Origin of the sequence: Marinobacter metalliresistant (genome assembly GCF_038098645.1) — a bacterium.
Taxonomy (GTDB): domain Bacteria; phylum Pseudomonadota; class Gammaproteobacteria; order Pseudomonadales; family Oleiphilaceae; genus Marinobacter; species Marinobacter metalliresistant.
Window position 1 is genome coordinate 976538 of the sequence record NZ_CP101118.1, and the last position, 26362, is coordinate 1002899.

Here is a 26362-nt window from a genome sequence, read left to right on the forward strand (position 1 = left end):
CCTTACTCAGGATCGGGTGGAACGAGCCCCTCAGAGACATGCATCATCCTCTGGTCGTCGATAACCACCACGTCGATCCCTGGCAGGCGTTCAATCATCTCCAGGCCTTTCTCCGGCCCCAACACAAACACGGCGGTTGATAGGCCGTCGGTGGTTAGCGCATTCTCCCCAATGATGGTGACACTCTGAACGCCCTGCACCGATTTACCGGTTGCCGGCGACAGTATGTGGTGAACGCGCGCTCCTGCCTCATCCACGAAAAAGCGCTCGTAATCTCCTGATGTGGACACGGCCACGTCCTGCAGTGGCAAAACCACGGCATTTCGGCCTTCGGAACGGGGATCCCGGATGCCCACGTACCAGGGCCGCCCCCGCTTGTCGCCCAGAAGCCGCATATCACCACCGGCACTGAGCCGGGCATGGCGGATCCCGTGGCTGACAAGATGCTCGATCCCGAGATCCACCGCATAGCCCTTGGCAATGCCGCCAAGATCCACCCGGATACCTGGCTGGCCATATTCGACAGTGCCGGCGGTCTCATCAAGGATCACGTCCCGGAAATTCACCCGGGACAGACCGGAGCGGATCTGTTCGTTGGTGGGTTTTTTCCCGGCCCTGAAGTCGTAAAGATAACCAACGGAACCAAACGTTATGTCAAACGCGCCGTCACTGAGAAGAGACACTTCCCGGGCCTTTTGCAGCACCTGAAACAGGCCGGCACTGACGGCAACCGGTCCGCTGGCCGCGCTGCGGTTGAGCCCGGAAACTTCCGAGTCATCACGGTAGCGGCTCATCTGCTCATCTACCTGATGAAAAACCGCCAACACTTCTGTTCCAACCCGGTCCGCCAGCTCTTTATCGTCTGCCCAGAACTCCAGTTCGATGGGGGTCGTCATGGCGGTATCGGTGAATCTGTACCAGTCGGCGCTGGCGGTCAGAGGCAGGAGCATAAGTCCTGCCAGGACAAGCCGGCACCGGAATCCGGACTTCAGAAACGTGCGATTACCCTCTGCCCCTACCTGCACCAGACACTCTCCGCTCGTTGGTGGCCTGTCCGGCCGTTTCGAGAGAAGTGTATCCAGTCCCCGTTCGGAAACCAAATGACGGTTTTCAGGCAATCCCTGCCGACACCTGGAACTGCCCGGTCAGTCTCTGAAGCTTGTTGGCCGAAGCCTGAGTGCGCTCGGAACTCAGCACCAACTGCTCGACTACAGACCTCATTACCGAAGCACTCTCAGCTACGCCGGAGGTCTGCGAGCTCTGGCGTCGATTGGTCTCTTCGATACCGTCGATGGCTTTGAACAGCTTTTCGACCATGTGATGCAGGGCTGAATTGTCATCAACCGCCGCTTCAGCCTTGCGAAGACGGTCTTCCATTTCTGACATGCCCTCTTCCATGGTGAAAACCGCTCGCCGGGTCTCCTCCTGCACCCGATCAAGACGCTCCCCGATTTCGCTGGTGGCCTGGGCGGTTCTGCTTGCCAGTTTCCTGACTTCGTCTGCCACAACTGCAAATCCTCTCCCGGATTCCCCTGCCCGGGCGGCCTCAATGGCCGCATTCAGAGCCAGAAGGTTGGTCTGTGCTGCAATGTCATTTATGACTGATGCCGTTTTTGCTATCTCGTCTGTCCGGTCATTTGCCGCACGAATTCCCTCTGCCGAGCGGTTGATGATCGCCCGAATACTCTGTGTTTCCTGACTCACGCGGGCAAACTGTGCCCTCGCGCGCTCAACCACTTCATCCATTCCGGAGCGCATTTCATGGGCGGTAGTTGAAGCATTCCGGATTTCATTCTGCTGCCAATTTGCGCCTTGCAGCATCTCGTCGATATGCGCCAGAACGTCGCGGATTCTCTGATCAGCGAGCCGGTTCTGCTCCATGAGTTGATCGCTCGCCTGGCGGGACTCCGAGGCCAGTGTGATAACCTGCCCGACCATGCCATCAAGACTGTCTATGAAGCTGTTGATCCAGCGAGCCAGATCACCGGTTTCATCCCGGCGCATCCGGGATGGGTCCATCCTTTGCCTGAGGTTACCGCCGCCCTCGGCAATATTGCGAATAACCTCCGCCATGGCACTTAGTTTATCTGAGACGGGGAGCACTGCAGTGATCCTGAACAACCACACCAGGCAAAACGCGACGCCGGCGTTGACCAGCCCCTCAAGCCAGAGCGGCACACCCGCCCACGCCATGGCAAAACTGGTCGCCCAAAGTACAGCTATAAACAGAGCAAACCTCATCGACAGCCGGTAGGACAGGGACCGTCGGCGATAAACCTCCTCAAGGTCACCCTCGCACATCATGCCCCAAAGGTCGGGAGAACCGGGCAGGCGAAAAGTGACACCCTTTCCGATCACCGGAATATGACGATAATCGGAATAGCCTGGATACTTGATATACAGGTTTTCGCCTTTGGCGATGGTTTCCCGCACCCCCGGGTGCAGCTCGCCAGTGGCAGGGTCCGTGAACCGGATTTCAAACTCGGTATGCTCGCGCACTCCCACGATGCCAAAACCGGTTCGGATGCCGTCTTTCAGATTATCGCCATGGCTGAAAGTGGCGTCTTCGAATCGAGAGCGTGAAAGGGCCGTTCCGGGCAGAATGGATCGGTCGAAATGACTCTCAATCATGAAAAGGTAGTTGTCGCCTGATTCCTCGAAGACGTGCCCGGCCTCCCGCTGAATAAGATCACTCATCACATCGTTGGGTATTCTTGCGCACAGGGCCCCGGGGTCTCCGTTGGCAAGGGTGAGGGGCTGATAGAACATCAGAGTTACCGAATCGTGGAATCGGGACGTCGTGGCTCCGAGCCGAAGGGTTACGGGGTCTTTATATGGCCCGTGAAGAAACCGGTTTCTGATACCTTCGGCAACCGCCCCCTGCGGCAGGTCGCTCTTGCCTGCCCGGCCCCCGGCGGTTGATTCGATAACGGTGCCGTCCTTATCAATTACGAACAGCTCGGAAATTTCCCGCAGCCGCCCTGCCGATGCCGTAATAATGCCCCGGACTGTCGCCTCGTTCTCGGCCGAAACCCGGCTCGCCATTGACTCCATGAACGACCACTTGTGCTCTGCCCAGGCAATCAACGCATCCCGACGGGTTCTGGCGATACTCTCGAAAATCTGTTCATTGGTCGCATACATGCCCCTGTTGAGAAAACAGGACCAGCCCATGGCCAGTTTCCCGCTCTCCCCGAACACGGGTAACCAGCGGCGCTCCGCCGGCGTCAGATTCATTGATGTGCTTTTCAGTGTCATGGGATGCTCCTCCAGACGGTACTTCCTGATCGCGCCTCAGGTGCAGCGCGCGACCAGACCGAAAAGTTCCCTAGCAAAGTTCAGGCCCGCTGTAGGCTATGAAAGCACCCCATGCCCCACTCGTAGCTGGGGCATCTCAAAGGAGCGTTCATGCAAAACAATGCCCACTTACAGTGCGCATTGATTTATTTTTGAGCACTGAAAATACCAAATTGGTGCACGTCAAAAGTGAGCGTTTTGTGCTCCCGATTACGAACCTACTCAGATTTAAAGCGGGGAGTGGTCTTGATACCCGTCACTAACCTACAATTTGTTACCTAAATTTCCACTTTAGTCCCATTGTTGGCTCCATACTCAGCGCTGAAACTTGATGTACCGCCCGGCCAATTCTTTAATCTGCCGCGGGGCACTGTGCTTAACAAATAATCAAAAAAATGATTGCAGTCTGCTCCCCCAGTGGCGCTGCAATTCTGGAGGCCAACCTGAATGAATGTCAGAAAAGTACTCTTTTCTGCTTGCCTGCTATTGCTGGCAAGTACCACCGTCTATGCCGAAACCCTGAAAATCGGGCTGAATTACCCGCAGACCGGCCGTTACAAAGACCAGGGGCTGCAACAGCGTCTTGGCGCCTTTCTGGCTGTTGACGAGATCAACAAGGCCGGTGGCGTTATGGGCCGGCAACTGGAGCTGGTGATCCGAAACACCCGGGGGGAACCTGGCCGGGGTGCCAAAAACACCGCAGAATTAATTGACCGTGAGGGCGTCCAGATGGTATTCGGCGGTGTCTCCAGCGCGGTAGCCATCGCCTCGGGCAAAGCGGCCCGGGATCGTAACCGGATCTACTTCGGCACCCTCACATACTCGAACGCGACCACCGGCGCTGAAGGCCATTCCCACATGTTCCGGGAACCCTACAACGCCTGGATGACAGCCAGGGCCCTGAGCCATTACCTGAAAACCAACCATCAGAACGACGATTATTTCTACATCACCGCCGACTACACCTGGGGCTGGTCGGTGGAAGAATCGGTCCGGAAGTTCTCTGGCACCGAAGACACCGCACGCCACAAGGGTGTTAAAACTCCGTTCCCACGGGCCCTGATTACCGACTTCCGTGAGGCTTTGGAACAGGCGGAGGCAAGCAATGCCAAGGTTCTGATGATGGTACTGTTCGGCAACGACATGGTGCGGGCACTGAACGTCGCCTATGAAATGGGGCTCACCAGCAAAATGCAGGTCGTCGTACCCAACCTGACCCTCGGCATGGCAAAGCAGGTCGGCCCCACCATCATGGAAGGAGTTGTAGGGGGATCGCCCTGGGTCTGGAATGCGCCCTACGAACTGAACCACCCCCGCGGCAAGGAATTTGTCGAAGCCTTCTCCAGGCACTACGAGATGCGCCCGTCAACCGCAGCAGCGTCTGCCTACAGCATCGTTTACCAGTACAAGGACGCCGTCGAGCGGGCAGGTACCACCGATACCGGCGCAATCATAAAGGCCCTGGAGGGACATCGGTACACCTTCCTGAAAGACGAACAGTACTGGCGGGAGTTTGACCACCAGAACGTTCAGACGGTGTATGTGGTCAAGGTAAAACCAAGAAACACCGTCGTGGAGGACGAGTACAGTTCCGACTATTTCAGCATCATCGATTCCATGCCCGGCGATCAGGCGGCCCAGACAAGGGAGGAATGGGAGGAGCGCCGGCGGGAGGCTGGCAAGCCCCCCCGGCTCTGAGCTTCATCCTGAGCGGACTATCAGAACAGGTAGTCCGTTGTCAGGATCTTTGAACGACGCCGCCGTTACAAAACTGCTCAGACACGGCATTCTCCCCGGGAAAACTCTCTCTCGGCATCCAGCGTGTTGGCTGCATTTCTTTCTCCATCAATTAGTATCGCATTCGCCTGCCAGAATGCCGGAAGCCTCAGCCAGCGCACCGGCGATAGTTCCGAATTCGTCCGCGTGCAGGGAGGCCCCGCCAATCAGCCCTCCATCCACATCGGCAAGGCTGAACAGTTCAAAGGCGTTTGCACTTTTGACGCTACCTCCGTAAATCACCCGCAGTTCCTGGCTGATGTCATCGGACGCCTCTGGTGCATTGTTAGCTATGAATTGCCGGATTTGCTGATGTACCCTGGACACCTGCTCCGGCGTTGCGGTTTTGCCCGTACCGATGGCCCAGACCGGTTCATAGGCGATAATTCCGTTAGCCATGGCCGCCAGCCCCACCTCGCCAATGACCGCCTGGAGCTGCTGCTCGATAATCAGACCGGTGCGGTTTGACTCCCGATCTTCCAGGGTTTCGCCCACGCACAACACCGGAGCGACCCCGGCGCCGAGGACTGATCGGTAGCGGGCGGCGACTTCCTGGTTGCTTTCGCCAAACAGCAACCGGCGTTCGGAGTGACCCACCAGCACATAGCGGCACCCCATTTCCTGGAGCATGGTGGCGCTGACTTCCCCCGTGTAGGCTCCGGAGACAAACCCGGAGGCGTTCTGGGCTCCGAGCATGATGCCGGTGTAACCCAGCAGATCCCGGACCTGGAACAGGTAGGGATAAGGGGGACACACCGCCAGATCAATCGACTTACGAAACTTCCTCAGGCGCGGCAGTACCCGCACCATCAGGGCCTGGTTGGCCTGAAGGCTGCCGTTCATCTTCCAGTTTCCGATCAGAATCGGTTTTCTCATGATGTTTCTCCCAAAAAGCGGTTCAGGTGTCGAGGGCACAGCGGATAGCACCAACACCGGGATAAAAGGCGTGAGCGCCCAGATCCTGTTCAATGCGCAGCAGACGGTTGTACTTGGCGACCCGGTCTGATCGGCAAAGCGAGCCGGTTTTGATCTGGCCCGATCGCGTTGCCACGGCCAGGTCCGCGATGAAGGTGTCTTCGGTTTCACCGCTGCGGTGGGAAATCACCGTGGTATACCCGGCATCCTGAGCCATACCGATGGCGTCCAGGGTTTCGGTCAGGGTTCCTATCTGGTTGAACTTGATCAGCACCGAGTTGGCAATGCCCTTGCGGATGCCCTCGGTGATGATCGCGGTATTGGTCACGAACAGGTCATCGCCCACCAGCTGAACACGTTCACCGAGTTTTTCGGTCAGCAGTTTCCAGCCGTCCCAGTCGTTTTCATCCATGCCATCCTCGATTGAGGCGATCGGGTATTTCATGGCCAGGTCGAGGAGGTAGTCGGAGAACTCATCGGAGCTAAACTGTTTGCTGGCGCCCTTCAGGTTGTAACGGCCACGTTCATAGAATTCGGAAGCGGCGCAATCCAGAGCAAGGACAACATCGGTTCCTGGCTGGTATCCCGCCTTTTCGACAGCGGCCAGGATAAGGTCCAGAGCTTCCTCGCCGGAACGCAGATCGGGTGCGAAGCCGCCCTCATCACCCACGGCCGTGGACAGGCCTTTTTTTCGGAGCAGGGACTTCAGGGCATGGAAGGTCTCCACTCCCATGCGAAGCGCCTCGCTGTAGCTGGGCGCGCCCACTGGCTGGATCATGAATTCCTGAATATCCACGTTGTTGTCGGCGTGGGCGCCGCCGTTGATGATGTTCATCATGGGCACAGGCAGGATGCTGGGGCCGCTGCAGCCGTATAACTCGGCAAGATACCGGTACAGAGGCTGTTGCCGGTAATTGGCACCTGCATTGGCCATGGCCAGCGAGACAGCGAGAATGGCATTGGCGCCAAATTCCGCCTTGTTGGGAGTACCATCCATCTCGCACATGAGCCGGTCCATTACCATCTGGTCAAACACCACGCGTCCCTCCAGAGCTGGTGCAATGCGTTCGTTAACAGACCGGACCGCCTGCAGGACACCCTTGCCGGTATAGCGGTTGTTGTCACCATCGCGCTTTTCCAGCGCTTCCCGGGTTCCCGTCGACGCCCCGGAAGGCACCCGGCTCTGCCCGACTACGCCGTTACGGAGTTCAACGTCCACTTCCACTGTGGGGAATCCCCGGGAATCCAGAATCTCCCGGGCCGTGACTGTTTTTATGTGTTCCATAGCGTCGTTCCTGTTACATCATTGTTGTTTGCGAATTATATTTTTTTGGATAACGAACATAAACACTATATTAATATTCGTAAACGAACATCATCAATCGAAAACAACCGGTCGATCAGACAAATTTGATATGGAAACGAAAGTTAGCCCGTAACAGATTTGGTCAGTGGACCCGAAAGCGCGGGCCAAACGGTAGAAAAAGGGCCGGCAGGGCTCACCCCGGGAGGGGTTACCTTGAAATGCCTGAAAGGGGGGAACTATAAGCAACCGGCCAAAACCCACAGTGACAACGGTGCTCTGCCTGCCGCAACTGAAGGGTCCTGTTGCGGCAGGCATTGCTCTTCAGGAATCAGCCCACCTTAGCGAGCCTCTTCCCAGGTTTTCAGCAGTTCGTCATAGGCAACGGTCTGGCCCTGCGGCTTCTCGTTTGCCAGCTTGGGCTTGGGCGCACCTGGCTGATCCAGCCAGTACTGCGGATCGCGGGGTTCGTTCAGCCTGGGACCGCAAGTCGGCATTACATTGGCGCGCTCAAGACGCTCCATCACTCGATCCTGAGCTTCAGCGAGGCCGTCGAGAGCTTCCTGCGGAGTCGCTTCACCACTGGCTGCCTGGGCAATATATTGCCACCAGAGCTGAGCCAGCTTGGGATAGTCCGGTACGTTGGTGCCGGTTGGTGACCACTGGACACGGGCCGGGCTACGGTAGAATTCCACCAGACCACCCAGTTTCGGTGCCATCTCCGTCATAGCTTCAGACTCGATATCGGACTCACGGATCGGAGTCAGGCCCGCGATGGTTTTTTCCAGTGAAACGGTCTTGGCCACGGTGAACTGTGCATACAGCCAGGCGGCGAGGCGACGCTTCTGCGGAGTAGACTTCATGAAGGTCCAGGAACCTACGTCCTGGTAACCCAGCTTCATGCCTTCTTCCCAGTAGGGTCCGCGTGGAGACGGTGCCATACGCCACTTGGGAGTGCCATCCTCATTAACCACCGGCAGGCCGTCTTTGATCATGCTCGCGGTGAACGCAGTGTACCAGAAAATCTGCTGGGCAATATTGCCCTGCGCCGGTACCGGACCCGCCTCCGAGAAGGTCATACCCTGAGCCTCTGGCGGCGCGTACTCCTCCAGCCAGTCAACATACTTGGTGGTTGCGTATACGGCCGCCGGGCCGTTGGTGGCGCCACCGCGGCTGACGCTCGCCCCAACCGGGTGACATTCGTCAACGCGAATACCCCACTCGTCTACCGGCAGACCATTCGGCAGCCCCTTGTCACCGGCTCCCGCCATGGAGAACCAGGCATCCGTAAAGCGCCAGCCCAGGGACGGATCTTTCTTGCCATAATCCATGTGACCGTATACGCGCTTGCCATCAATCTCTTTCACATGGACCGAGAAGAACTCGGCAATGTCTTCATAGGCGGACCAGTTCACCGGCACACCCAGTTCATAACCGTAAATATCCTTGAACTGCTTCTTCAGGTCCTCACGCTCGAACCAGTCCGCACGGAACCAGTACAGGTTGGCAAACTGCTGGTCCGGCAACTGATAGAGCTTGCCATCGGGGCCAGTGGTGAAATCCAGACCAATGAAGTCTTCAAGATCCAACGTCGGCAGGGTCAGGTCCTTGCCTTCACCGTTTATGATGTCATCAACCGGGAACACCTTACCGTACCGGAAATGCGTACCGATCAGGTCTGAGTCGTTAACCCAGCCGTCGTAGATATTCCGGCCTGACTGCATCTGGGTCTGCAACTTCTCGATAACATCGCCTTCCTGAATCAGCGTGTGGGTCAGATTGATGCCGGTAATTTCGGAGAAGGCTTTGGCCAGAACGTTGGATTCATATTCGTGGGTGGCAATGGTTTCTGAAACAACGTTGATATCCATGCCACGGAATTCCTTCGCAGCTTCGATAAACCACTTCATTTCTTCCATTTGCTGTTCTTTGGTCAGGGTTGACCGCTTGAAATCCTGATTCACCCACTTCTCAGCCGCATCAGTATACTGATCAGCGCTGACCTGCAGGCTCAAACCCAGCCCTACAGCACCGATGGCGGCGCTCAGAAGCAGGGTTCCAGGATATTTATTGTTCTTGAACATATCCAACCTCGTTCGTCTTGTTTTGAGTAGAACGAATCACCGGGTGCTCCGTTCCGGTTGCATAGCGCTTTTGAGTCGCTATCCGTTGAAGCCGGAACCAATCAATGATCGATTCCGATCATACTTAAGAAAATAGTTCGTTTTCGAAATATTTACAAGCCTTTTCTCGTCGTAATTTGCGCCCGGATGTTCGGTTTAACACAACACCCGGGCACAGCTTCCATTCAGCCCCAGCGCAGCAGCACCAGAAGCCAGATCACGGAAACCGCCAGCGCGATCCAGAGCGTGATGTCACTGACTGCCAGGAAGGTCAGATGGATATACGCGGCGGAAAGCAGCCCGATAAAAAGCCGGTCCCCACGGGTGGTCGAGATCGGAAGGAACCCCTTCCGTTCCACGCAGGGTGAAACAATTTCGTAAACGGTCATAATCGCAAGAATCGTTGCAATCACAGCGAAGAAAATCGCCACGGACGGTGTCCAGTTCATCCACGCAAGCATGTTCGTTCTCCTGTTAAACGCGTCCGAGGGCGAACCCGGTGGCTACATGGTTGCGAACGAACCAGATAACCAGGATCCCGGGAAGAATTGTAAGCACACCGGCGGCGGCCAGCACGCCCCAGTCGATACCACTGGCCCCCACGGTCCGGGTCATGATCGCCCCGATCGGTTGGGCATCAACAGAGGTCAGCGTTCGGGCCAGCAACAGTTCCACCCAGGAAAACATGAAGGCAAAGAACGCCGTTACCCCAATGCCGGAGCGGATCATCGGTAGAAATATCTTCACGAAGAACCGGGGGAAACTGTAGCCATCAATGTAGGCCATCTCGTCGTATTCACGAGGCACCCCGGACATGAAACCTTCCAGGATCCAGACCGCCAGCGGCACATTGAACAGGCAGTGAGCCAGCGCCACGGCGATATGGGTGTCAAACAGGCCGATGGAGGAATAGAGCTGAAAGAATGGCAGCAGGAAAACCGCTGGCGGAGCCATCCGGTTACTCAGCAGCCAGAAGAACAGGTGCTTGTCGCCCACGAACTTGTACCGGCTGAACGCGTATGCGGCAGGCAGAGCCACCAACAGGGTGATGACCACGTTCATGGAAACGTAGATCATCGAATTGATGTAACCGTTGTACCAACTCGGATCGGTAAAGATGACGGCGTAGTTCGCAAACGTGAAATTCTCCGGCCAGAGTGTCAGGCCACTGAGGATTTCCTGGTTGGTCTTGAAGGACATGTTCAGCAACCAGTAGATCGGAGTCAGCAGGATCACGATAAAAATCGTGATTCCGACATTCTTGGAACGTGTCTGTTTCATCACAGTCTCCTTATTTTTCTTTGTCGGCGGCGGTGATGGCGGTAAAAAACAGCCATGAGATCAGCAGCACGATCAGGAAGTAGATCAGGGAGAAGGCTGCCGCCCGGCCCAGGTCGAACTGGCCGATGGCCATGGTGGTCAACGTCTGACTCAGGAAGGTGGTTGAGCTTCCGGGGCCACCGCCAGTCAGCACGAAAGGCTCGGTGTAAATCATGAAGCTGTCCATGAAACGCAACAGCACCGCAATGATCAGAACATTCTTCAGGCGGGGCAGCTGGATGTACCGGAATACGGCCCACTTGGAAGCACGGTCAATTTCCGCCGCCTGGTAGAAGGCTTCCGGTATGGCCCGCAGCCCGGAATAACACAGCAGGGCCACCAGTGGCGTCCAGTGCCAGACGTCCATCAAAAGCACCGTAAGCCAGGCGTCCAGGGTGTCGCCGGTGTAATTGTAGTCAAACCCAAGGGCGTTCAGGGCCCAGCCGAACAGGCCGATATCGCCGCGACCAAAGATCTGCCAGATCGTGCCAACCACGTTCCAGGGAATCAGGAGGGGAATGGCCAGTAATATCAGGGCCAGGGACGCCTTGATACCCGATTTCGGCATCATCAGGGCAACCCCGATGCCGAGCGGAATCTGGATCAGCAGCACGGCGCCGGAAAAGATGAACTGTCGCAGGAGTGACTCCTGAAGCCGCTGGTCATGCAGAATGATTTCGAACCATTCGGTACCAACGTAGTAGGCACTGCCAGGCCCGAAGATATCCTGAACCGAGTAGTTCACAACGGTCATCAAAGGAATCAGGGCCGAAAAAGCCACCAGCAGGAAGACCGGCAGCACCAGCCACCAGGCGCGGTTGTTAGGTGTCTTAACCATTAGTCTTGCTCCTTGATCAGAAACTCATCCACGTAGAGCATCAGCCACTGGCTAGGGAAGGAAAGGTGCACGCGGGCGCCGATGTCAGCCTCGAAATCCTCACTCTGGCGCACTTTCAGGGTCTCATGGTCGAGCTGCACGGTAACGATCTTGTAGGTACCCAGGTCCTCAATATCCAGAACCCAGGCTTCGTAGGTGTCATCGGAAGACTGGCCGGAAATCTCAACGAACTCAGGGCGGATACCAACCTTGATGTTGTCGGTTTTCAGGCGTTTGAGCGCCTCCACCTTGCCGTTTTCCAGGGGCACCACCGTACTGCCAAAGCAGACACCGCTGGGGCAGCGCTGCACTTCAATCAGATTCATACCGGGGCTGCCGATGAAGAACCCGACAAAGGTGTGGTTGGGCCGCTCGAACAACTCCGTAGGGGTGCCGAACTGGACAATCTGGCCGCCGTACATGACCGCAATCTTGTCAGCGAAGGTGGAAGCTTCCAACTGATCGTGGGTGACATACACCATGGTGATGTCGAATTGCTCATGAATCTGCTTCAGTTTGCGCCGCAGCTTCCACTTTAGCTGGGGGTCGATCACCGTGAGCGGCTCATCAAACAGAATGGCGGATACGTCTTCGCGGACCAGACCACGGCCCATGGAGACCTTCTGTTTCTCGTCCGCCGTGAGGTTCCTGGCCTTTTTGTAGAGCTTGTCTCCGATTTCCAGAACTTCCGCGATCTCATGAACCCGGGCCGCGATCTTGGAGGCAGGCACCTTGTTGTTCTTGAGAGGGAACGCCAGGTTATCGAACACTGTCATAGAGTCGTAAATGACCGGGAACTGGAATACCTGTGCAATGTTACGGTCTCGCGGAGACAGTTCGTTGACTCGCTTGCCATCGAAAAGAACATCGCCCTCAGAAGGCTGCACCAGCCCGGAGATGATGTTCAGCATCGTGCTTTTTCCACAGCCCGACGGCCCCAACAGAGCGTAGGCGCCGCCTTTGTGCCAGACATGGTCCAACTGCCGGATGGCATAATCATCCGGCCCCTGCGGCGTATCGGTATAACTGTGGGCGAGTGATTTCAATTGAATTTCAGCCATCAGATCGACCCTCGTGAAGCCCGGGATGGTGTGTGCACCAGTTGCTCGTTGTCATCGAAAACGAACAGTTTATTGATCGGCAGGTAAACCTTGATGGGGGCACCGGTGTGGTATTGGTGAACGCCCATCAGCTGCAACACCATTTCAAAGTGGCTGTTCTCGACATGCATGAAGGTTTCAGAACCACTGATGTCACTGAGTTCAACTTCCATCGACATTTCCAGATCGTCATCGCTGGCCGGAACCAGGCCGATATGGCTGGGCCTGATACCGAACCAGTAATCACCCGGTTCGAGCCTGCGCAGCTCCTTGGTCAGGGCGTGGTGCGAATACTCGTCAAAAGTGACCTCGGTATCCGTGACCCGACCGCGAATCATGTTCATCGGGGGTTCACTGAACAGTTGTGCGGCCAGGGTGTTCACCGGTGCCCGGTACACGTCCATCACCGGTCCGTTCTGAACAACCCCGCCGTCATGCAACAGGGTGGTAGTGCCCCCCAGCGCAAGCGCTTCGTTCGCCTCCGTGGTTGCATACACAGCAATGCACTGACGCTCTCGGAACAGTTCCCGTAACTCGGCCCTGAGTTCTTCGCGCAACTTGTAATCAAGGTTTACCAGAGGCTCATCGAACAGAACGAGGGTGGCGTCTTTTACCAACGCCCGGGCCATTGCCGTGCGCTGCTGCTGACCACCGGACAGCTCCAGGGGATACCGTTTCAACAGCGGATCAATCTGGAGCATGGCCGCCGTTTCCTTTACCCGGCGATCAATTTTTGACTCGGCCATTTTTGCCAACCGCAGGGGCGAAGCGATATTTTCGTAGACAGTCAGGTTGGGGTAGTTGATGAACTGCTGGTAGATCATCGAGATATTGCGGTCCTGTACGCTCTGCCCTGTTACGTCCTTTCCGTTGTAGATCAAACGGCCAGTATCGGGCTTGTCCAGCCCGGCCATCAGTCGCATCAGAGAGGTTTTTCCGGCGAGTGTCCGGCCGAGCAGAACGTTAAAAGAACCCGCCTCAAAGGTGAGGTTCGCATCCCGGATGTAGTCGACGCCGTCAACCACACGGGAGAGATTCTCCAGTGTTAAAGACATAGGCCTTCCTTTTTGTTCTTGTGGAAACGCATTCCGGGCCCGCATCGTCAGCCCCGGAAATTCGATTTCGAATCTCAATACGCAAAGCCTGTACCAGCTTTTACGCTACTCCAGGTATATTTACCTATCCTTCTGTTTTTACAACTAATTTTACTAAACCATAATTTCTCATTCGAAAATTATAATGTTCGTTTAGCAACACTTTGTGCAAATTGAACATTGACGTGAACAGCTTTTGCACAGATGATTGAACACTTGTCAGCTCGGAGTTGAACAGCTGTCCGGAGGATGTGGCGGCAAAAACAACAAACGAACACGAGAGCGCGGACTGATGAGAAAAAACGAATACTCCGATTATCGGAGCGTGATTGCCGATTCCTGGAACCGTTGCATCGCCTGGGGCCTTGATCATGAACACGAGCCAGCCCCTCTTGAGTCAGAGGCCGGCCGGCTGGAGGAAATACAACGCCTGTACGGCGAGTTACTGTCAGTGACCGAGGCAGAGGTACTTCCCTACTACCGGAATGTGCTCGCAAACAGTCGCTGTCTGATTCTGCTTGCTGATCAACATGCCACCGTTCTGAACAGCTGGGGCGATGAACGCATCACCGAGACACGCCTCAAGCCCTGGCTCCAGACGGGCGCCAACTGGCAGGAACGGAACTGCGGAACAAACGCCATCGGGACAGCGATTGCCATCGGCGCGCCGGTTCAGATAAAGCGCAATGAACATTTCCTTAAAGCTAACCGCAGCATCATCGGCTCCGCCGCCCCGATTTTTGACGCCCATAAGAAAATTACCGGAGTTTTGAGTGTCTTCAGCGACGCTTACCTGCCCCAGGCTCATACTCTGGGCATGGTGCGGCTGCTTTCACAGTCGGTGGAAAATCGGCTTATCAGTCGCCAGTTTGGCCCGGATCACTTCCAGATAACGGTCAATACCACCGCGGACAATTTTGACAGCCCCTGGTCTGGCATCCTTGCCTGTGACGACTCCGGCCGGATTATTGCCAGCAACCAGAGGGCGGACCAGTTGCTGGGAATGCCGACCGTTGATGCGCGCCTTGATGAACTGTTCACCACCCATCGAAACCATATTCTTGGCCATCCCGAACAGGAGACGCTGCAACTGACAACGCGGAGCAGGGTTCGGCTAAGCGCGCGGCTAAAGCGCCCGTCTGTGACAAGACGGAATCCTGAGCGGGCAGACCCTGCCGGGACCAGGGGTACCGGACAAGACCTCCGCCTGCCGGGTATAGACAACCTGGAGCACGGGGATTCGGTGGTGAAACGGTGCGCGACCCAGAGCCTCAAGGTGCTTGAGCGGGGCGTACCAGTGCTGATCACCGGCGAAACCGGGGTCGGGAAAGAGGTCCTTGTTAAGGCACTGCACCAGGCATCGCATCGAAAAGACCAGCCCCTGGTTGCCGTGAACTGCGCAGCCATTCCACCGGAGCTGGTGGAGTCGGAGCTGTTCGGTTACGAAGCAGGTGCTTTTACCGGAGCCCGGGCCCAGGGCTCCCTGGGCTTCATTCGAAAGGCCCACAAGGGCATTCTGTTTCTCGATGAAATTGGTGAAATGCCCCTGTCAGCGCAGTCCCGTCTGCTGCGGGTACTCCAGGAACGGGTTGTCACGCCTGTCGGCTCTACAGAGAGCGTTCCGGTCGATATCCTGCTGGTGACCGCGACCAATCGCCCTCTCAACTCACGCATCGACAGCGGCCATTTCCGGCCAGATCTCTACTACCGTATCAACGGACTGTGTGTAGAGCTCCCGTCGCTCCGAAATCGGGCCGATCGACGGCTTCTGATACAAAATATCTATGGCCGGCACAGAGACCAGGGCCAGGCTGAAGAGCTATCGCCGAAAGTGCTGTCTGCCCTTGAAAACCATCCATGGCCGGGCAATATCCGGCAGCTGGTGAACGTGCTGAGAGTGGCCATCGCTATCGCCGATGGTGAAGACATACAGATTTGGCATTTGCCCGGGGACTTCCTGGCGGAATTTGATTTGGCAGTGAACAACGAGGCCAGCATGGAGGGTCTGGCGCCGGCAGAACCCACCAATTCAGATACGGAGGTAACCGACACGTTTGCCAGAACACTGCAGGTCTATCACAAGTACACGGGGAACATTTCGCGGGCGGCCAGAGAGCTGGCCATCAGCCGGAATACCCTCTACAAGCGCCTGCGGGAACTCGGGGTCCGGTGACCCCCTCAGATTTTTTATAAAGTTACTGTCAAAGTTTCAGCACCGCCGTCATCCAGCCATCGTAAAGCTGGTCCCGATCCCCTTTTGTCATCACCGGCTCAAAGCTCCGGTCACAGCGCCACAACCCCGCCAACTCCTCCAGAGAGCCGTAGATTCCCGCCTCGAGGCCCGCCAGATAGGCAGCACCCAGCGCCGTGGTCTCGACCAGTGAAGGGCGGTCAACCCGCGCGCCGAGAATATCCGCCAGGAACTGCAAAACCCAGTTGTTCGCCACCATGCCGCCATCCACACGCAGCGTGACTGGTCGTATACCATCCTTTTCCATGGCTTTTTGCAGGTCCTTGGTCTGGTAGCACACAGACTGGAGGCCGGCGGTCACGATTTCCTTGATGCCGGTGTCCCTAGTCAACCCGAAAATGGCCCCCCGGGCATTCGGGTCCCAATAGGGCGCGCCCAGTCCGGTAAACGCCGGCACCAGGTATACACCGTGATCCACGGGGGTTCCCTCTGCAAGCGGCTCGGTTTCGCAGGCATCGCGGATCAACCGCAAGCCATCCCGCAACCACTGGATTGTGGCCCCGGCAATGAAAATACTCCCTTCCAGTGCGTAGGTGGGCTTGCCATTCACACGGTAGGCCACCGTGGTAAGCAACCGGTGTTCCGATTGAAGGGCCTTGTCACCCGTGTTCAGCATCAGAAAACAGCCCGTGCCATAGGTGCTTTTGGCCATACCGGTCTGGAAACAGGTCTGGCCAAACAACGCCGCCTGCTGATCACCTGCAACACCGAGCACCGAGGTGCCATTGAGAGCACCACCGTCAGTGATCTGCCCGAACTGGTCCGCTGAATCCATGACTTCAGGCAACAGAACCTCAGGGATTCCGAACAGTTCCAGCAATTCGGAATCCCATTGCTGAGTGTGAATATTGAACAACAGAGTCCGGCTGGCATTGGTAGCGTCGGTCCTGTGTTCCCGTCCACCGGTCAGTCGCCAGAGCAGGAAGCTGTCGATGGTGCCAAAGGCCAGCTCGCCGCACTCCGCGCGCTCCCGGACACCGGCAACGTTTTCCAGGATCCAGCGGATCTTGGTGGCGGAAAAATACGGATCGATCAGCAAGCCGGTCTTGCTGCTTACCCAGGGTTCCAGGCCCTCGCTTTTCAGGGACTCGCAGTAGGAGGCCGTTCGTCTGTCCTGCCACACGATTGCGTTATACACCGGCTCACCGGTTTTGCGGTCCCAAAGAACGGTAGTTTCACGCTGATTGGTAATACCCACAGCGACCACTTCACCCCCCTCCCCGCACTCTTCGGCCATCACGGCGTCACAGGTACGCTGGACCGATGACCAGATATCTCCGGGATCATGCTCCACCCAGCCGCTGGCCGGGAAGTGCTGCGGAAATTCCTGCTGTCGGGTAGCGTGGATGTTGCCTTGCAGGTCAAAGAGTATGGCCCGGGAACTGGTGGTTCCCTGATCAATGGAAAGAATGTACTGACTCATATTGTTTTCCACCTAAGGTTCTTATTTTTTCGTATTTTTCCCTTTTTGAACATAAATGCCAAGCAGTTTTCACGGGATCCGCGCGTTGGTGATGGGCAACTCTCTAAAAAAGCTGCATAAACTCCTGAAAACCACTAAACTTTAAACATGTTTCCGGACGCACAATATTTCGCATGAGAAAAACGACAACGCGGAGGAGGTAGTAATGGCACAGCGTCGCCGACAGGATCTGATCATGGAGCTGATCCAGCAGAACGGTTTCGTGACAACCGAGCAGCTGGTTGACCAGTTCAGGGTAACGCCCCAGACCATCCGCCGTGATCTGAACGAACTCGCGAAACAGAAGAAGCTCCGCAGGCATCACGGAGGCGCCGGTATTGACTCCAGCACGGTCAACACCGCGTACCAGGCTCGCAAGATCATGGACCTGGAAGCCAAGGAGCGCATCGCCGAAGCGCTGGTCGAGATGATTCCGGACAACTCCTCCATATTCATCAACATTGGCACCACCACCGAAACCATCGCCAAGGCACTGCTGGAAAAGAACAATCTGCAGATTGTCACCAATAACCTCCATGTCGCTTCCATTCTCTCGGCAAAAGAGGATTTTCACGTGATCATTGCCGGGGGCGAGGTTCGAAACCGGGATGGCGGCATTGTCGGCGAGGCCACCCGCGACTTCATCAATCAGTTCAAGATGGATTTCGGCGTCATTGGGATCAGCGGCATCCATAACGACGGTTCGCTGCTGGATTTTGATTACCGCGAAGTCCGGGTCGCCCAGGCCATTATCGAAAACTCCAATCAGGTTCTGCTCGCGGCTGACCACTCCAAGTTTGGCCGCAACGCCATGGTTCGCCTCGGTAGCATTACCCAGGCGGACCACGTGTTTACTAATCAGCAGCCTCCGGTCGAAATCCGCCAGCTTCTTAGCGAGCACAACGTCGAACTTCACCTCGTCTGAGACTTTTCGGTTAACCACCCAATCGAAAACGTGAATGCCTCTTTATTTTCGTTTTTTTTCTAATTTTTCCTTTACGAATATCCCGAGCTTTCGCATAATAGTTCTATACCGTATATTGAACATTGAAAAGTGCGCATGACAACAAAGCGTCTTTTCCATTGGCGTCAGGAGATGACCAACAATGACTATGGAGCACGAACAGTTTGATGTTGTTGTCGTTGGCGGCGGAGTCAACGGCACCGGCATTGCCATGGATGCAGCAGGCCGGGGATTGAAAGTCCTGCTTTGTGAAATGAACGATCTGGCATCCGCCACCTCTTCCAGCAGCAGCAAGCTGATACACGGTGGACTCAGATATCTTGAGCACTATGAATTCCGGTTGGTCAGGGAAGCCCTGGCCGAACGAGAGTCGCTGCTCCGCAATTCGCCACACATCATGTGGCCCATGCGCTTCCGCCTGCCCCACCGCCCTCACCTTCGCCCTGCCTGGATGATCCGGACCGGCCTGTTTCTTTATGACCATTTGGCAAAACGGGAAATCCTGCCGGGATCCCGTTCAATCCGCTTTACTGAGAGCGATCCACTGAAGCCCGACATTACCAAAGGCTTTGAGTATTCCGATGGCTGGGTCGACGACGCTCGTCTGGTGGTACTGACTGCGAAAAAAGCCCAGCAATTCGGCGCGCGGATCATGACCAGGACCAAGTGCGTCAGAGCCGAACGTAACGCGAAGGACTGGACGGTGACACTCCGTGACATGACCAACGAAACCGAAACAACGGTTTCGGCCAGAGCAATCGTGAACGCCTCAGGCCCTTGGGTGAGCAGACTGTTTGGCGAGACCCTCTCCATGCCAGCGCCGAAATCAATTCGTATGGTCAAGGGCAGTCATATCGTGGTACCGAGACTGAACAGGGGCACCGAAGCCTACATCCTTCAAAACGAAGACGAGCGCATTGTCTTCGTGATTCCCTACGAAGATGAGTTCTCTCTGGTGGGCACCACCGACGTGGATTACGAAGGGGATCCGAAGAAAGCGAAAATCTCACCAGAAGAAACCGACTACCTGCTGAACATAGTGAACTCCCACTTCAAGCGCCAGCTTGAACCGGCGGATGTAGTCTGGTCCTACTCAGGGGTTCGTCCGCTGATGGACGGCGAGGAGGAAAACGCGCAGAAGGCATCCCGGGACTACTCCTTTGAAGTGAGCAGCGAAAAAAACAAGGCTCCCATTATTTCGGTTTTCGGGGGCAAGATTACCACTTACCGAAAACTGGCCGAAGCGGCAACCGACAAGCTGTGCCAGTTCTTTCCCGAGGCGGGAGGCAAGTGGACCAAGACCGCGGTGCTGCCCGGTGGCGATTTTGACAACCATGCATCGCTTGAGCAGAAGCTCAGTCACGATTGTCCATGGCTCTCGGAGAAGGTCATCAGCCGCTATGTTCGCACTTACGGTATGACCTCCTATGACATCCTCAAGGATTGCGGCTCGATGGAAGACCTGGGGTTTCATTTCGCAGGCACGTTGTATGAAAGGGAAGTGCTTCACTTGATGAAAAATGAGTGGGCATTGACCTCTGAAGACATTCTCTGGCGCCGGACCAAGCAAGGTCTCTATGCAACAGACAGCGACGTTGAGGCCCTGGACCGGTTTCTCATGAACACCGCAATCCCCGAAACTCGCAAGACCTCTCTCCACCACAGCGCCTGAAGTTCTCTCAGGCATCTTTGCCCCGGCCGGATGATCTCCGGCCGGCGCTTTTTTTGGCCACTCGCAAGCCCCCTGCACGGAACCCAAACATCGGACTTGACTCTCCGGAGGAGCCCGCCTGTTTCCATGCCAAAATAAAGACCGGCACCCCTTCCGGAGTACCGGCCTTTTGACCCCCGCTCCGTCGGGGGTCACTTAGTCGCTGGTTCAGAAAGTGAACTGGGAACCCAGAATAAAAGCGCTGTAGTCACTGTTGGGCGTGCTGCTGGCGTAGTCCTGGATTTCAGCCATCACAGTTAAGGCGTCGGTCGCACGGTAGCGGGCAAACAGCATGGTCAGTTCAGTGTCCTCGTCCGACAGGTCATCCGAACCTTCACCGTAGCTCGCGCCCAGTGTTGTGCGGTTAATGTCGTAGGTGGTCTCAACATACCACTGGTCCGCATCCTCTTCCTGGGAGCCTCCGACAACTCCATGGCCGCCCACAACAAAATTACCGGTGCCCTGAGTCATCGCATAGTTTGCCCGCACGCCCAGATCACCCAGGGACAGTGCGCCACCAAAATCGACACCGGTCATGGTGAAATCTTCCACCGCGGGGTCCTTCACACTCACGGACTGACTGAAACCACTGGACCAGAGGGTGACCATGTCGCCAGACCAGACAACGTTGGCTTCAATACGTGGGCTTTCCGTTCCTACCGAGGCATTGGTAGCCTCCGCAGCGGCGGCGGGATCTGCAGCACCCGGAAAATCAATGACTCCCGACTTAGGTTTTTCCGGCTGAAAAAGACCGACCTTGAAGGTAAGGCCGCTCATGGTCGGCGACGTGTACATAACGCGTGGGTTGAAGTTGGCATAGAAATAGCCGTTGCCAATTCTACCCGCCGTCGAATCGCCATTGTTCGGAGCAAATAACCCCATACCTTTCGCACTGCCAGTATCACCGATGGCCGGCACCCCAAAAATGCCGTAGCCCTTGCCAATATTAACTACGCCAAAACCGCCGGAGACCGCAAATTCCGCGACACGACTTTCGACACCTGACACTCTCCCGAAATCCACCCGGCCAAACCCCGAATTCTGCACCCCATCTGCCCCGGACAAGTGGCTGTTCAGTTGGAAGTGACCCGACACATTGAGACCGTACTGAGTGGGGGCATACACGTTGAACTGGGCGGTCGCAGGGTTGAACCCGGTGGTAATCCGGAAGGCATCCTCTTCAAGATTATCGTTATCGCTCATCAGTGCGAAAACCGGAATGTGGCCATTGATACCGAATTTCCAACCACTGTCTGACTCAAAAGAAACCTCAGCAAAGGCCGGCGAGGCGACGCCGGCTGTCAGCAGCGACAGTGCGACAGCCAGAGGGGCTTTCCGGAATGAACGGTTGTTGAACGACATTAAAACGTTGTTGTTTTCGATCATGTTAGCTTCCTGTTTTTGTTAGCGCTGGACTATCGTCAGCCATCCGCATAGACCTGCCCGCGGCAGGACACTCGTTCGGAGCCCGGTGACCAACGGCGTTATCGAACTGACGGTTTTTCGTTTTAAGACCAAAACGTTCGTAACAGAACAAATCTAGCGCCCAAAATCGCAAATGGAAAGTTTATGATCGAAAAAAATTTTCGTTTAGGCGGCCCCAGGAATGATAAAAAACCTTAAACACAACCTATTATATTGTTTTTTATAGCTTAATAATAAACATCATGCCTGTATATTTTTTCGTGTACGAACTTGCTAACGAATTCTATGACCGCAAATTGTACGAAAACCAACAAAACGAGAGACGGTCATGAAAAAACTGCCACTGCTAACCAGTCTGATGCTCCTGATGAGCCAGCCGGCAGATGCCGGCCCACTGTTCGACTCGCTGCCCGATGAGAAACAAATGTTCATTCAAACGCTGATCCGGGACCACTTTCCGGATTCGACGCTTTCCAGGGATGAGCAGGCCGAAGAACTGGCCTGGTTCGCTCACGCGGCGGCATATCTGAGGGGCACGGGAATTTGGGTTCTTTCCGAGCAACTGCCTACCAACGACTACGAGGCGCGGGTTCTGGCGCTCAGCGATTACATGGAGGGCGCGGGGAAAGCGTTCACCCTGCCGACCCTGGCACTGGAAGACTTCATCGGCCTGGAATTCATCACCGGCCCGGATGGCAAGATCTAACAGCTTCCCGACCAGCAGTTTGCCAACCTGTACTGGTTCCGTTACGACTGATTTCAGCGGCCGGAATTGAGGGCACAGTTCCGGCAACGTTACGGCTACGAGCTTGGCGTACCCGTAAACTGGTCTGCCCACGAAGACATTGCAGAGTTCTTCACCGCTCACGTGAAGGAGATCGATGGAGAGCGCGTCTATGGCCACATGGACTACGGCAAACGGGACCCGTCCCTGGGATGGCGCTTCACCAATGCCTGGTTTTCCATGGCAGGCGCAGGTGACAGGGGAATTCCCAACGGATTGCCGGTTGATGAATGGGGTATTCGCATGGAATGGTGCCGCCCCCCAGCAAGCGCCGGACAACCTGCAGCCGCCCAGGACAGAACCCTGTCGGTCATTGAGCGCAATTTCCTTGCCCACGATTTTGGCCCGAAGATGGCCGAAGAGGAGCAGCTCAAGGGAGCTGACTGGTGGCCGGCCCAGGCTCAAGAAGCCGGGCAACCCGCCGTTGCAGCTCGGGCACGACCTCGCTTTCGAACCAGGGATTACGACGCAGCCAGAGGTTGTTTCGTGGGCTGGGGTGAGGCATGGGCAGAACCCCGGGCCAATACTCCCGCCAGTGCTGAACGTTGGCGGTTACGGATTTCCGGCTGTTGGCCAGATGCCAGGCATGGGCGTATTGGCCGATGACCAGAGTCAACCCGATGTCCGGCAGACGGTCCAGAAGAGCCTCACGCCAGGCGGGCGCGCATTCAGGCCGCGGGGGAAGGTCCCCGGACTTGCCGGTTCCCGGATAGCAGAAGCCCATGGGCAGGATTGCGAGCTTCTGCTCGTCGTAGAAGGTGTCCCGGGTAATACCCATCCATTGCCGCAGCCGATCCCCGCTGGGGTCGTTGAACGGCAGCCCGGTTTCGTGAACGCGCCGCCCTGGCGCCTGACCGACCACCAGGATGCGCGCCGATTCGGATATCTGGATCACGGGTCTCGGCTTGTGAGGCAGGGCCTCTTGGCAAATCGTACAGGCCCTCACCCGGCGCACCAGATTATCAAAGGAAAGTTGTGAGAGATTGTCACTCATGGGGAGGCCCCTCATCAGGGCAATTGCATAAACCGGTATTTCCCGTAACGATAGGGCCACAAGACCTGCACAACAAGTACCAAAGGACCCACCATGAACGCCGTACAACCACCAGTACCGTTTTGATCGAAGCGAACTGGTACGCTTTCTCCGATCAGGCCGGACAATGCCGAATCAAACCTCCGGATTGCCCAGCGCCTCGGCGGCTCCCAGCAGCCCGGTGTAGGGCTCCGTTACCACGTAAACCGGCGTGAATTCCAGCAGCGGCCGCATCCTGCCCTTGTCCTCAAAGCCGTTGCGGAACGGACTCTCCAGAAAGAAATCGAGGAATCTCGGCAAGATGCCACCACACAGGTAAACGCCGCCGGTACTTCCGAGGGTGAGGACACCATTGCCGGCAACCCGGCCCAGAATCTCGCAGAAATGACGCAGAGTGTGGCGAGCCAGGTTATCGGCATTATCAACAGCAGCTGCGGTGATTTTCTCGGGTGCATCCAGCGGCGCAGCCACACCCTGTATTTCAGCATGGGCCTGATACAGATTCAGCAGGCCCTGACCACACAGAATCCGCTCTACCGAAACCCGCCCGAAGCGGGCCTTCAGGATACGCAGAACCGCCATTTCGGTATCGTCCGTTGGCGCAAAATCCACGTGCCCGCCTTCTGTCATCAACGGCACCCAACCCTGCCTGATCGGCACCAGCCCGGAAACCCCGAGCCCGGTTCCAGGCCCCATAACAAGCCTGGGACGACGGCTGTCACCCGGACCGCCACAAACATGAACCAGTTGATCACCCGCAACATGGGGAACGCCAAGCGCCATGGCGGTAAAATCGTTGATCACCTTGAACGCCGACCAGCCAAACTGCTCCCGGATTTCTTCGGTATCAAAGCGCCAGTGATTGTTGGTCATCCGCACCTGGGTTCCACGCACCGGCGATGCCACCGCCAGGCAGACCTCCCCGACTTCGGAGACCCCCACGCGGGCCAGGTAATCGCGTACCGCGTCATCAAGGTTGTTGTAATCTCCGCAGGGCAGGATTTCGATAGCGTACGGCTGAACGCTGCCCCGCTCTACCAGGGCGAAACGCGCATTGGTGCCACCGATATCACCGACCAGTGAATAATGTGTTGCTGTCATGCCTCATGATTCCAGAAAAAGCTGGCCCCTTCCTCGGGATTGCCGGCGGCACGACGCATCCAGCCAAACAACTCCCGACCATAGCCATGATGATACCCGGTCAGGTCCGCTTTTTCAGATTCGCGGCCGGCAAAGTCCTGTTCATCCACCCGGATGGCAAGAACGCCCCTTTCGGCATCCAGGCAGATCAGATCACCATTTTTGACCTTAGCCAGGGGCCCGCCATCCAGGGCTTCCGGATAGACGTGGATCGCCGCGGGCACCTTGCCCGAAGCACCCGACATTCGGCCGTCGGTCACCAGACCAACCCTGAATCCGCGGTCCTGCAACACTCCGAGATAGGGCGTGAGTTTGTGCAACTCCGGCATGCCATTACTCTTCGGGCCCTGGAAACGCACGATCACAATGCAGTCCCTGTCCAGATCGCCGGCTTCAAACGCCGCCTTGAGTTCGTTCTGGTCATTAAAGACCACGGCCGGCGCTTCCACCTTCCGGTGTTCGGGGGCAACGGCTGATACCTTGATCACGCCCCGGCCCAGATTGCCATCGAGCACCCGGAGCCCGCCATCCGGCGCGAACGGCTCCGCCACGGGGCTGAGGACATCCGGACGCAGGCTTTTTTCCGGTGCCGGCTTCCAGATCAGTTTGTCATCCGCCAGTTCCGGCATCTCTGTGTAGCGCTCCAATCCATAACCGACCACCGTGTTCACATCATTGTGCAGGTAGCCTCCGCTCAGCAACTCCCTGATCAGGAAGGGGGTTCCGCCGGCCTCGTGAAACGCGTTCACGTCTTCCTGACCGTTGGGGTAGATCCGGGTCATGGAGGGAACCACCGAGGAAAGCTCAGCATAGTCGTTCCAGTCGATAACGATACCCGCCGCCCGGGCAATCGCGATCCAGTGGATGGTGTGGTTGGTGGAGCCACCGGTTACCAGCAGCGCCACCAGGGCGTTGACGATGCTCTTTTCGTCGACCATATCGCCCAGGCCGTGCTCGCCGCCGTGAGGCTTCGACAGCTTGATCACCTGCTCGGTTGCCGCCCGTGTGAGCTGGTCGCGCAGCGGCGTGTTCGGGTTCACGAACGCCGCCCCGGGCAGGTGCAGCCCCATGACCTCCACGAGCAACTGGTTGCTGTTGGCGGTGCCATAAAACGTACAGGTGCCAGGGCTGTGATAGGACTTGCTCTCCGCCTCAAGCAGCTCCTCCTTACCAACCTTTCCTTCGGCGTAGAGCTGACGGATCCGCTGCTTTTCCTTGTTCGACAGCCCCGAGGGCATCGGGCCTGCCGGAACCAGGATGGTGGGCAGGTAACCGAAGCTGAGAGAGCCTATGAGAAGGCCCGGAACAATTTTGTCGCAGATCCCCAGCAGTAGGGTCGCATCAAACATATTGTGGCTCAGCGCCACAGCCGCGCTCATGGCGATGGTGTCCCGGGAAAACAGGCTCAGTTCCATGCCCGGCTGACCCTGGGTCACGCCATCGCACATGGCCGGTGTGCCACCGGCAACCTGGGCCACCGAGCCCATGCCCCGGGCCGCTTCCCTGATCAGGTCCGGGAACCTTTCATAGGGTTGGTGGGCCGAAAGCATATCGTTGTAGGCCGTCACCACGGCCACGTTGGCCCTGTTCATGAACTTCAGTGCGTCTTTATCGCCCTGGTTACAGGCCGCAAAGCCGTGGGCCAGATTACCGCAGGACAGGGAGCTGCGGTGCGGCGACTGTGCCTTCAATGCATTCATCCGGCTGAGATAGTCCTGCCGGGTGGCACGACTGCGCTCGATAATTCGCTGTGTAACCTTGTCGACGGTCGGGTGCATGCTGGGCTC

General features: G+C 56.7%; 19 protein-coding genes and 1 pseudogene. 5 read left to right on the forward strand and 15 right to left on the reverse strand.

From position 1 onward, the window contains the following. Nucleotides 1–2: 2 nt before the first annotated feature. A complete protein-coding gene (locus NLK58_RS04545) occupies nt 3–1025 on the reverse strand; it encodes an FAD:protein FMN transferase (RefSeq protein ID WP_376788068.1) in 1023 nt (340 codons plus the stop codon). An 85-nt stretch (nt 1026–1110) separates the two neighbouring features. Beyond that, the gene (locus tag NLK58_RS04550) at nt 1111–3258 is read right to left on the reverse strand and encodes a methyl-accepting chemotaxis protein (protein WP_117617456.1); all 2148 of its coding nucleotides are present in this window, start codon (nt 3256–3258) and stop codon (nt 1111–1113) included. Nucleotides 3259–3744: 486 nt separating this feature from the next. On the opposite strand from NLK58_RS04550, the gene NLK58_RS04555 reads away from it, so the two are divergent. Further along, nucleotides 3745–4995 carry an ABC transporter substrate-binding protein gene (locus NLK58_RS04555; protein WP_117617457.1) on the forward strand — a complete coding sequence of 417 codons (1251 nt, stop codon included), beginning with the start codon at nt 3745–3747 and terminating at the stop codon, nt 4993–4995. 147 nt (nt 4996–5142) lie between these two features. Here the strand turns inward: NLK58_RS04555 and tpiA are convergent, their stop codons facing one another. The 8 genes from tpiA to NLK58_RS04595 form a co-directional block, all read right to left on the reverse strand. Continuing rightward, on the reverse strand, nt 5143–5949 hold the full coding sequence (tpiA, locus tag NLK58_RS04560) for a triose-phosphate isomerase (protein WP_117617458.1): 807 nt from the start codon (nt 5947–5949) through the stop codon (nt 5143–5145). A gap of 22 nt (nt 5950–5971) precedes the next feature. Continuing rightward, the gene (gene eno / locus NLK58_RS04565; RefSeq protein ID WP_117617459.1) at nt 5972–7273 is read right to left on the reverse strand and encodes a phosphopyruvate hydratase; all 1302 of its coding nucleotides are present in this window, start codon (nt 7271–7273) and stop codon (nt 5972–5974) included. A 359-nt stretch (nt 7274–7632) separates the two neighbouring features. Beyond that, a complete protein-coding gene (locus NLK58_RS04570) occupies nt 7633–9375 on the reverse strand; it encodes an ABC transporter substrate-binding protein (protein ID WP_117617460.1) in 1743 nt (580 codons plus the stop codon). 224 nt (nt 9376–9599) lie between these two features. Next, nucleotides 9600–9875, reverse strand: coding sequence for a DUF2160 domain-containing protein (locus NLK58_RS04575; protein WP_117617461.1), 276 nt, complete (start codon nt 9873–9875; stop codon nt 9600–9602). Between the two features lie 13 nt (nt 9876–9888). Then, nucleotides 9889–10695: a carbohydrate ABC transporter permease gene (locus tag NLK58_RS04580; RefSeq protein WP_117617462.1), complete on the reverse strand. Its 807-nt coding sequence runs from the start codon at nt 10693–10695 to the stop codon at nt 9889–9891. 10 nt (nt 10696–10705) lie between these two features. Continuing rightward, a complete protein-coding gene (locus NLK58_RS04585) occupies nt 10706–11572 on the reverse strand; it encodes a carbohydrate ABC transporter permease (protein ID WP_117617463.1) in 867 nt (288 codons plus the stop codon). Continuing rightward, nucleotides 11572–12672 carry an ABC transporter ATP-binding protein gene (locus NLK58_RS04590; protein ID WP_117617464.1) on the reverse strand — a complete coding sequence of 367 codons (1101 nt, stop codon included), beginning with the start codon at nt 12670–12672 and terminating at the stop codon, nt 11572–11574. The genes NLK58_RS04585 and NLK58_RS04590 overlap by 1 nt, the downstream gene beginning before the upstream one ends. Beyond that, a complete protein-coding gene (locus NLK58_RS04595) occupies nt 12672–13766 on the reverse strand; it encodes an ABC transporter ATP-binding protein (RefSeq protein ID WP_117617465.1) in 1095 nt (364 codons plus the stop codon). The genes NLK58_RS04590 and NLK58_RS04595 overlap by 1 nt, the downstream gene beginning before the upstream one ends. 331 nt (nt 13767–14097) lie before the next feature. Between NLK58_RS04595 and NLK58_RS04600 the strand changes: the two genes are divergently transcribed. Then, nucleotides 14098–15978 carry a sigma-54-dependent Fis family transcriptional regulator gene (locus NLK58_RS04600; protein ID WP_117617466.1) on the forward strand — a complete coding sequence of 627 codons (1881 nt, stop codon included), beginning with the start codon at nt 14098–14100 and terminating at the stop codon, nt 15976–15978. Nucleotides 15979–16006: 28 nt separating this feature from the next. Here the strand turns inward: NLK58_RS04600 and glpK are convergent, their stop codons facing one another. Next, nucleotides 16007–17479, reverse strand: a complete 1473-nt coding sequence (gene glpK, locus NLK58_RS04605; RefSeq protein ID WP_117617467.1) for a glycerol kinase GlpK — start codon at nt 17477–17479, stop codon at nt 16007–16009. 205 nt (nt 17480–17684) lie between these two features. Between glpK and NLK58_RS04610 the strand changes: the two genes are divergently transcribed. Further along, nucleotides 17685–18443, forward strand: a complete 759-nt coding sequence (locus NLK58_RS04610) for a DeoR/GlpR family transcriptional regulator (protein WP_117617468.1) — start codon at nt 17685–17687, stop codon at nt 18441–18443. 181 nt (nt 18444–18624) lie between these two features. After that, nucleotides 18625–20154: a glycerol-3-phosphate dehydrogenase gene (glpD, locus tag NLK58_RS04615; protein WP_117617469.1), complete on the forward strand. Its 1530-nt coding sequence runs from the start codon at nt 18625–18627 to the stop codon at nt 20152–20154. Nucleotides 20155–20361: 207 nt separating this feature from the next. Here the strand turns inward: glpD and NLK58_RS04620 are convergent, their stop codons facing one another. Next, nucleotides 20362–21579 carry a porin gene (locus NLK58_RS04620; protein WP_117617470.1) on the reverse strand — a complete coding sequence of 406 codons (1218 nt, stop codon included), beginning with the start codon at nt 21577–21579 and terminating at the stop codon, nt 20362–20364. 481 nt (nt 21580–22060) lie between these two features. Between NLK58_RS04620 and NLK58_RS04625 the strand changes: the two are divergent. After that, nucleotides 22061–22675 (forward strand): annotated as a pseudogene (locus NLK58_RS04625) (carbohydrate ABC transporter substrate-binding protein); the annotation flags it as partial. 97 nt (nt 22676–22772) lie between these two features. Here NLK58_RS04625 and NLK58_RS04630 read toward each other — a convergent pair. The 3 genes from NLK58_RS04630 to edd all read right to left on the reverse strand — a co-directional run bounded on the left by NLK58_RS04630 (nt 22773) and on the right by edd (nt 26353). Beyond that, nucleotides 22773–23396: a uracil-DNA glycosylase family protein gene (locus NLK58_RS04630; protein WP_341582168.1), complete on the reverse strand. Its 624-nt coding sequence runs from the start codon at nt 23394–23396 to the stop codon at nt 22773–22775. Between the two features lie 174 nt (nt 23397–23570). Continuing rightward, complete coding sequence (locus tag NLK58_RS04635) at nt 23571–24536, reverse strand: glucokinase (protein ID WP_341582169.1); 966 nt, start codon at nt 24534–24536, stop codon at nt 23571–23573. After that, entirely contained in the window at nt 24533–26353 is a 1821-nt protein-coding gene (gene edd, locus NLK58_RS04640; protein ID WP_341582170.1) for a phosphogluconate dehydratase, read from the reverse strand. Before edd ends, NLK58_RS04635 begins: the two co-directional genes overlap by 4 nt. Between the last annotated feature and the right edge of the window lie 9 nt (nt 26354–26362).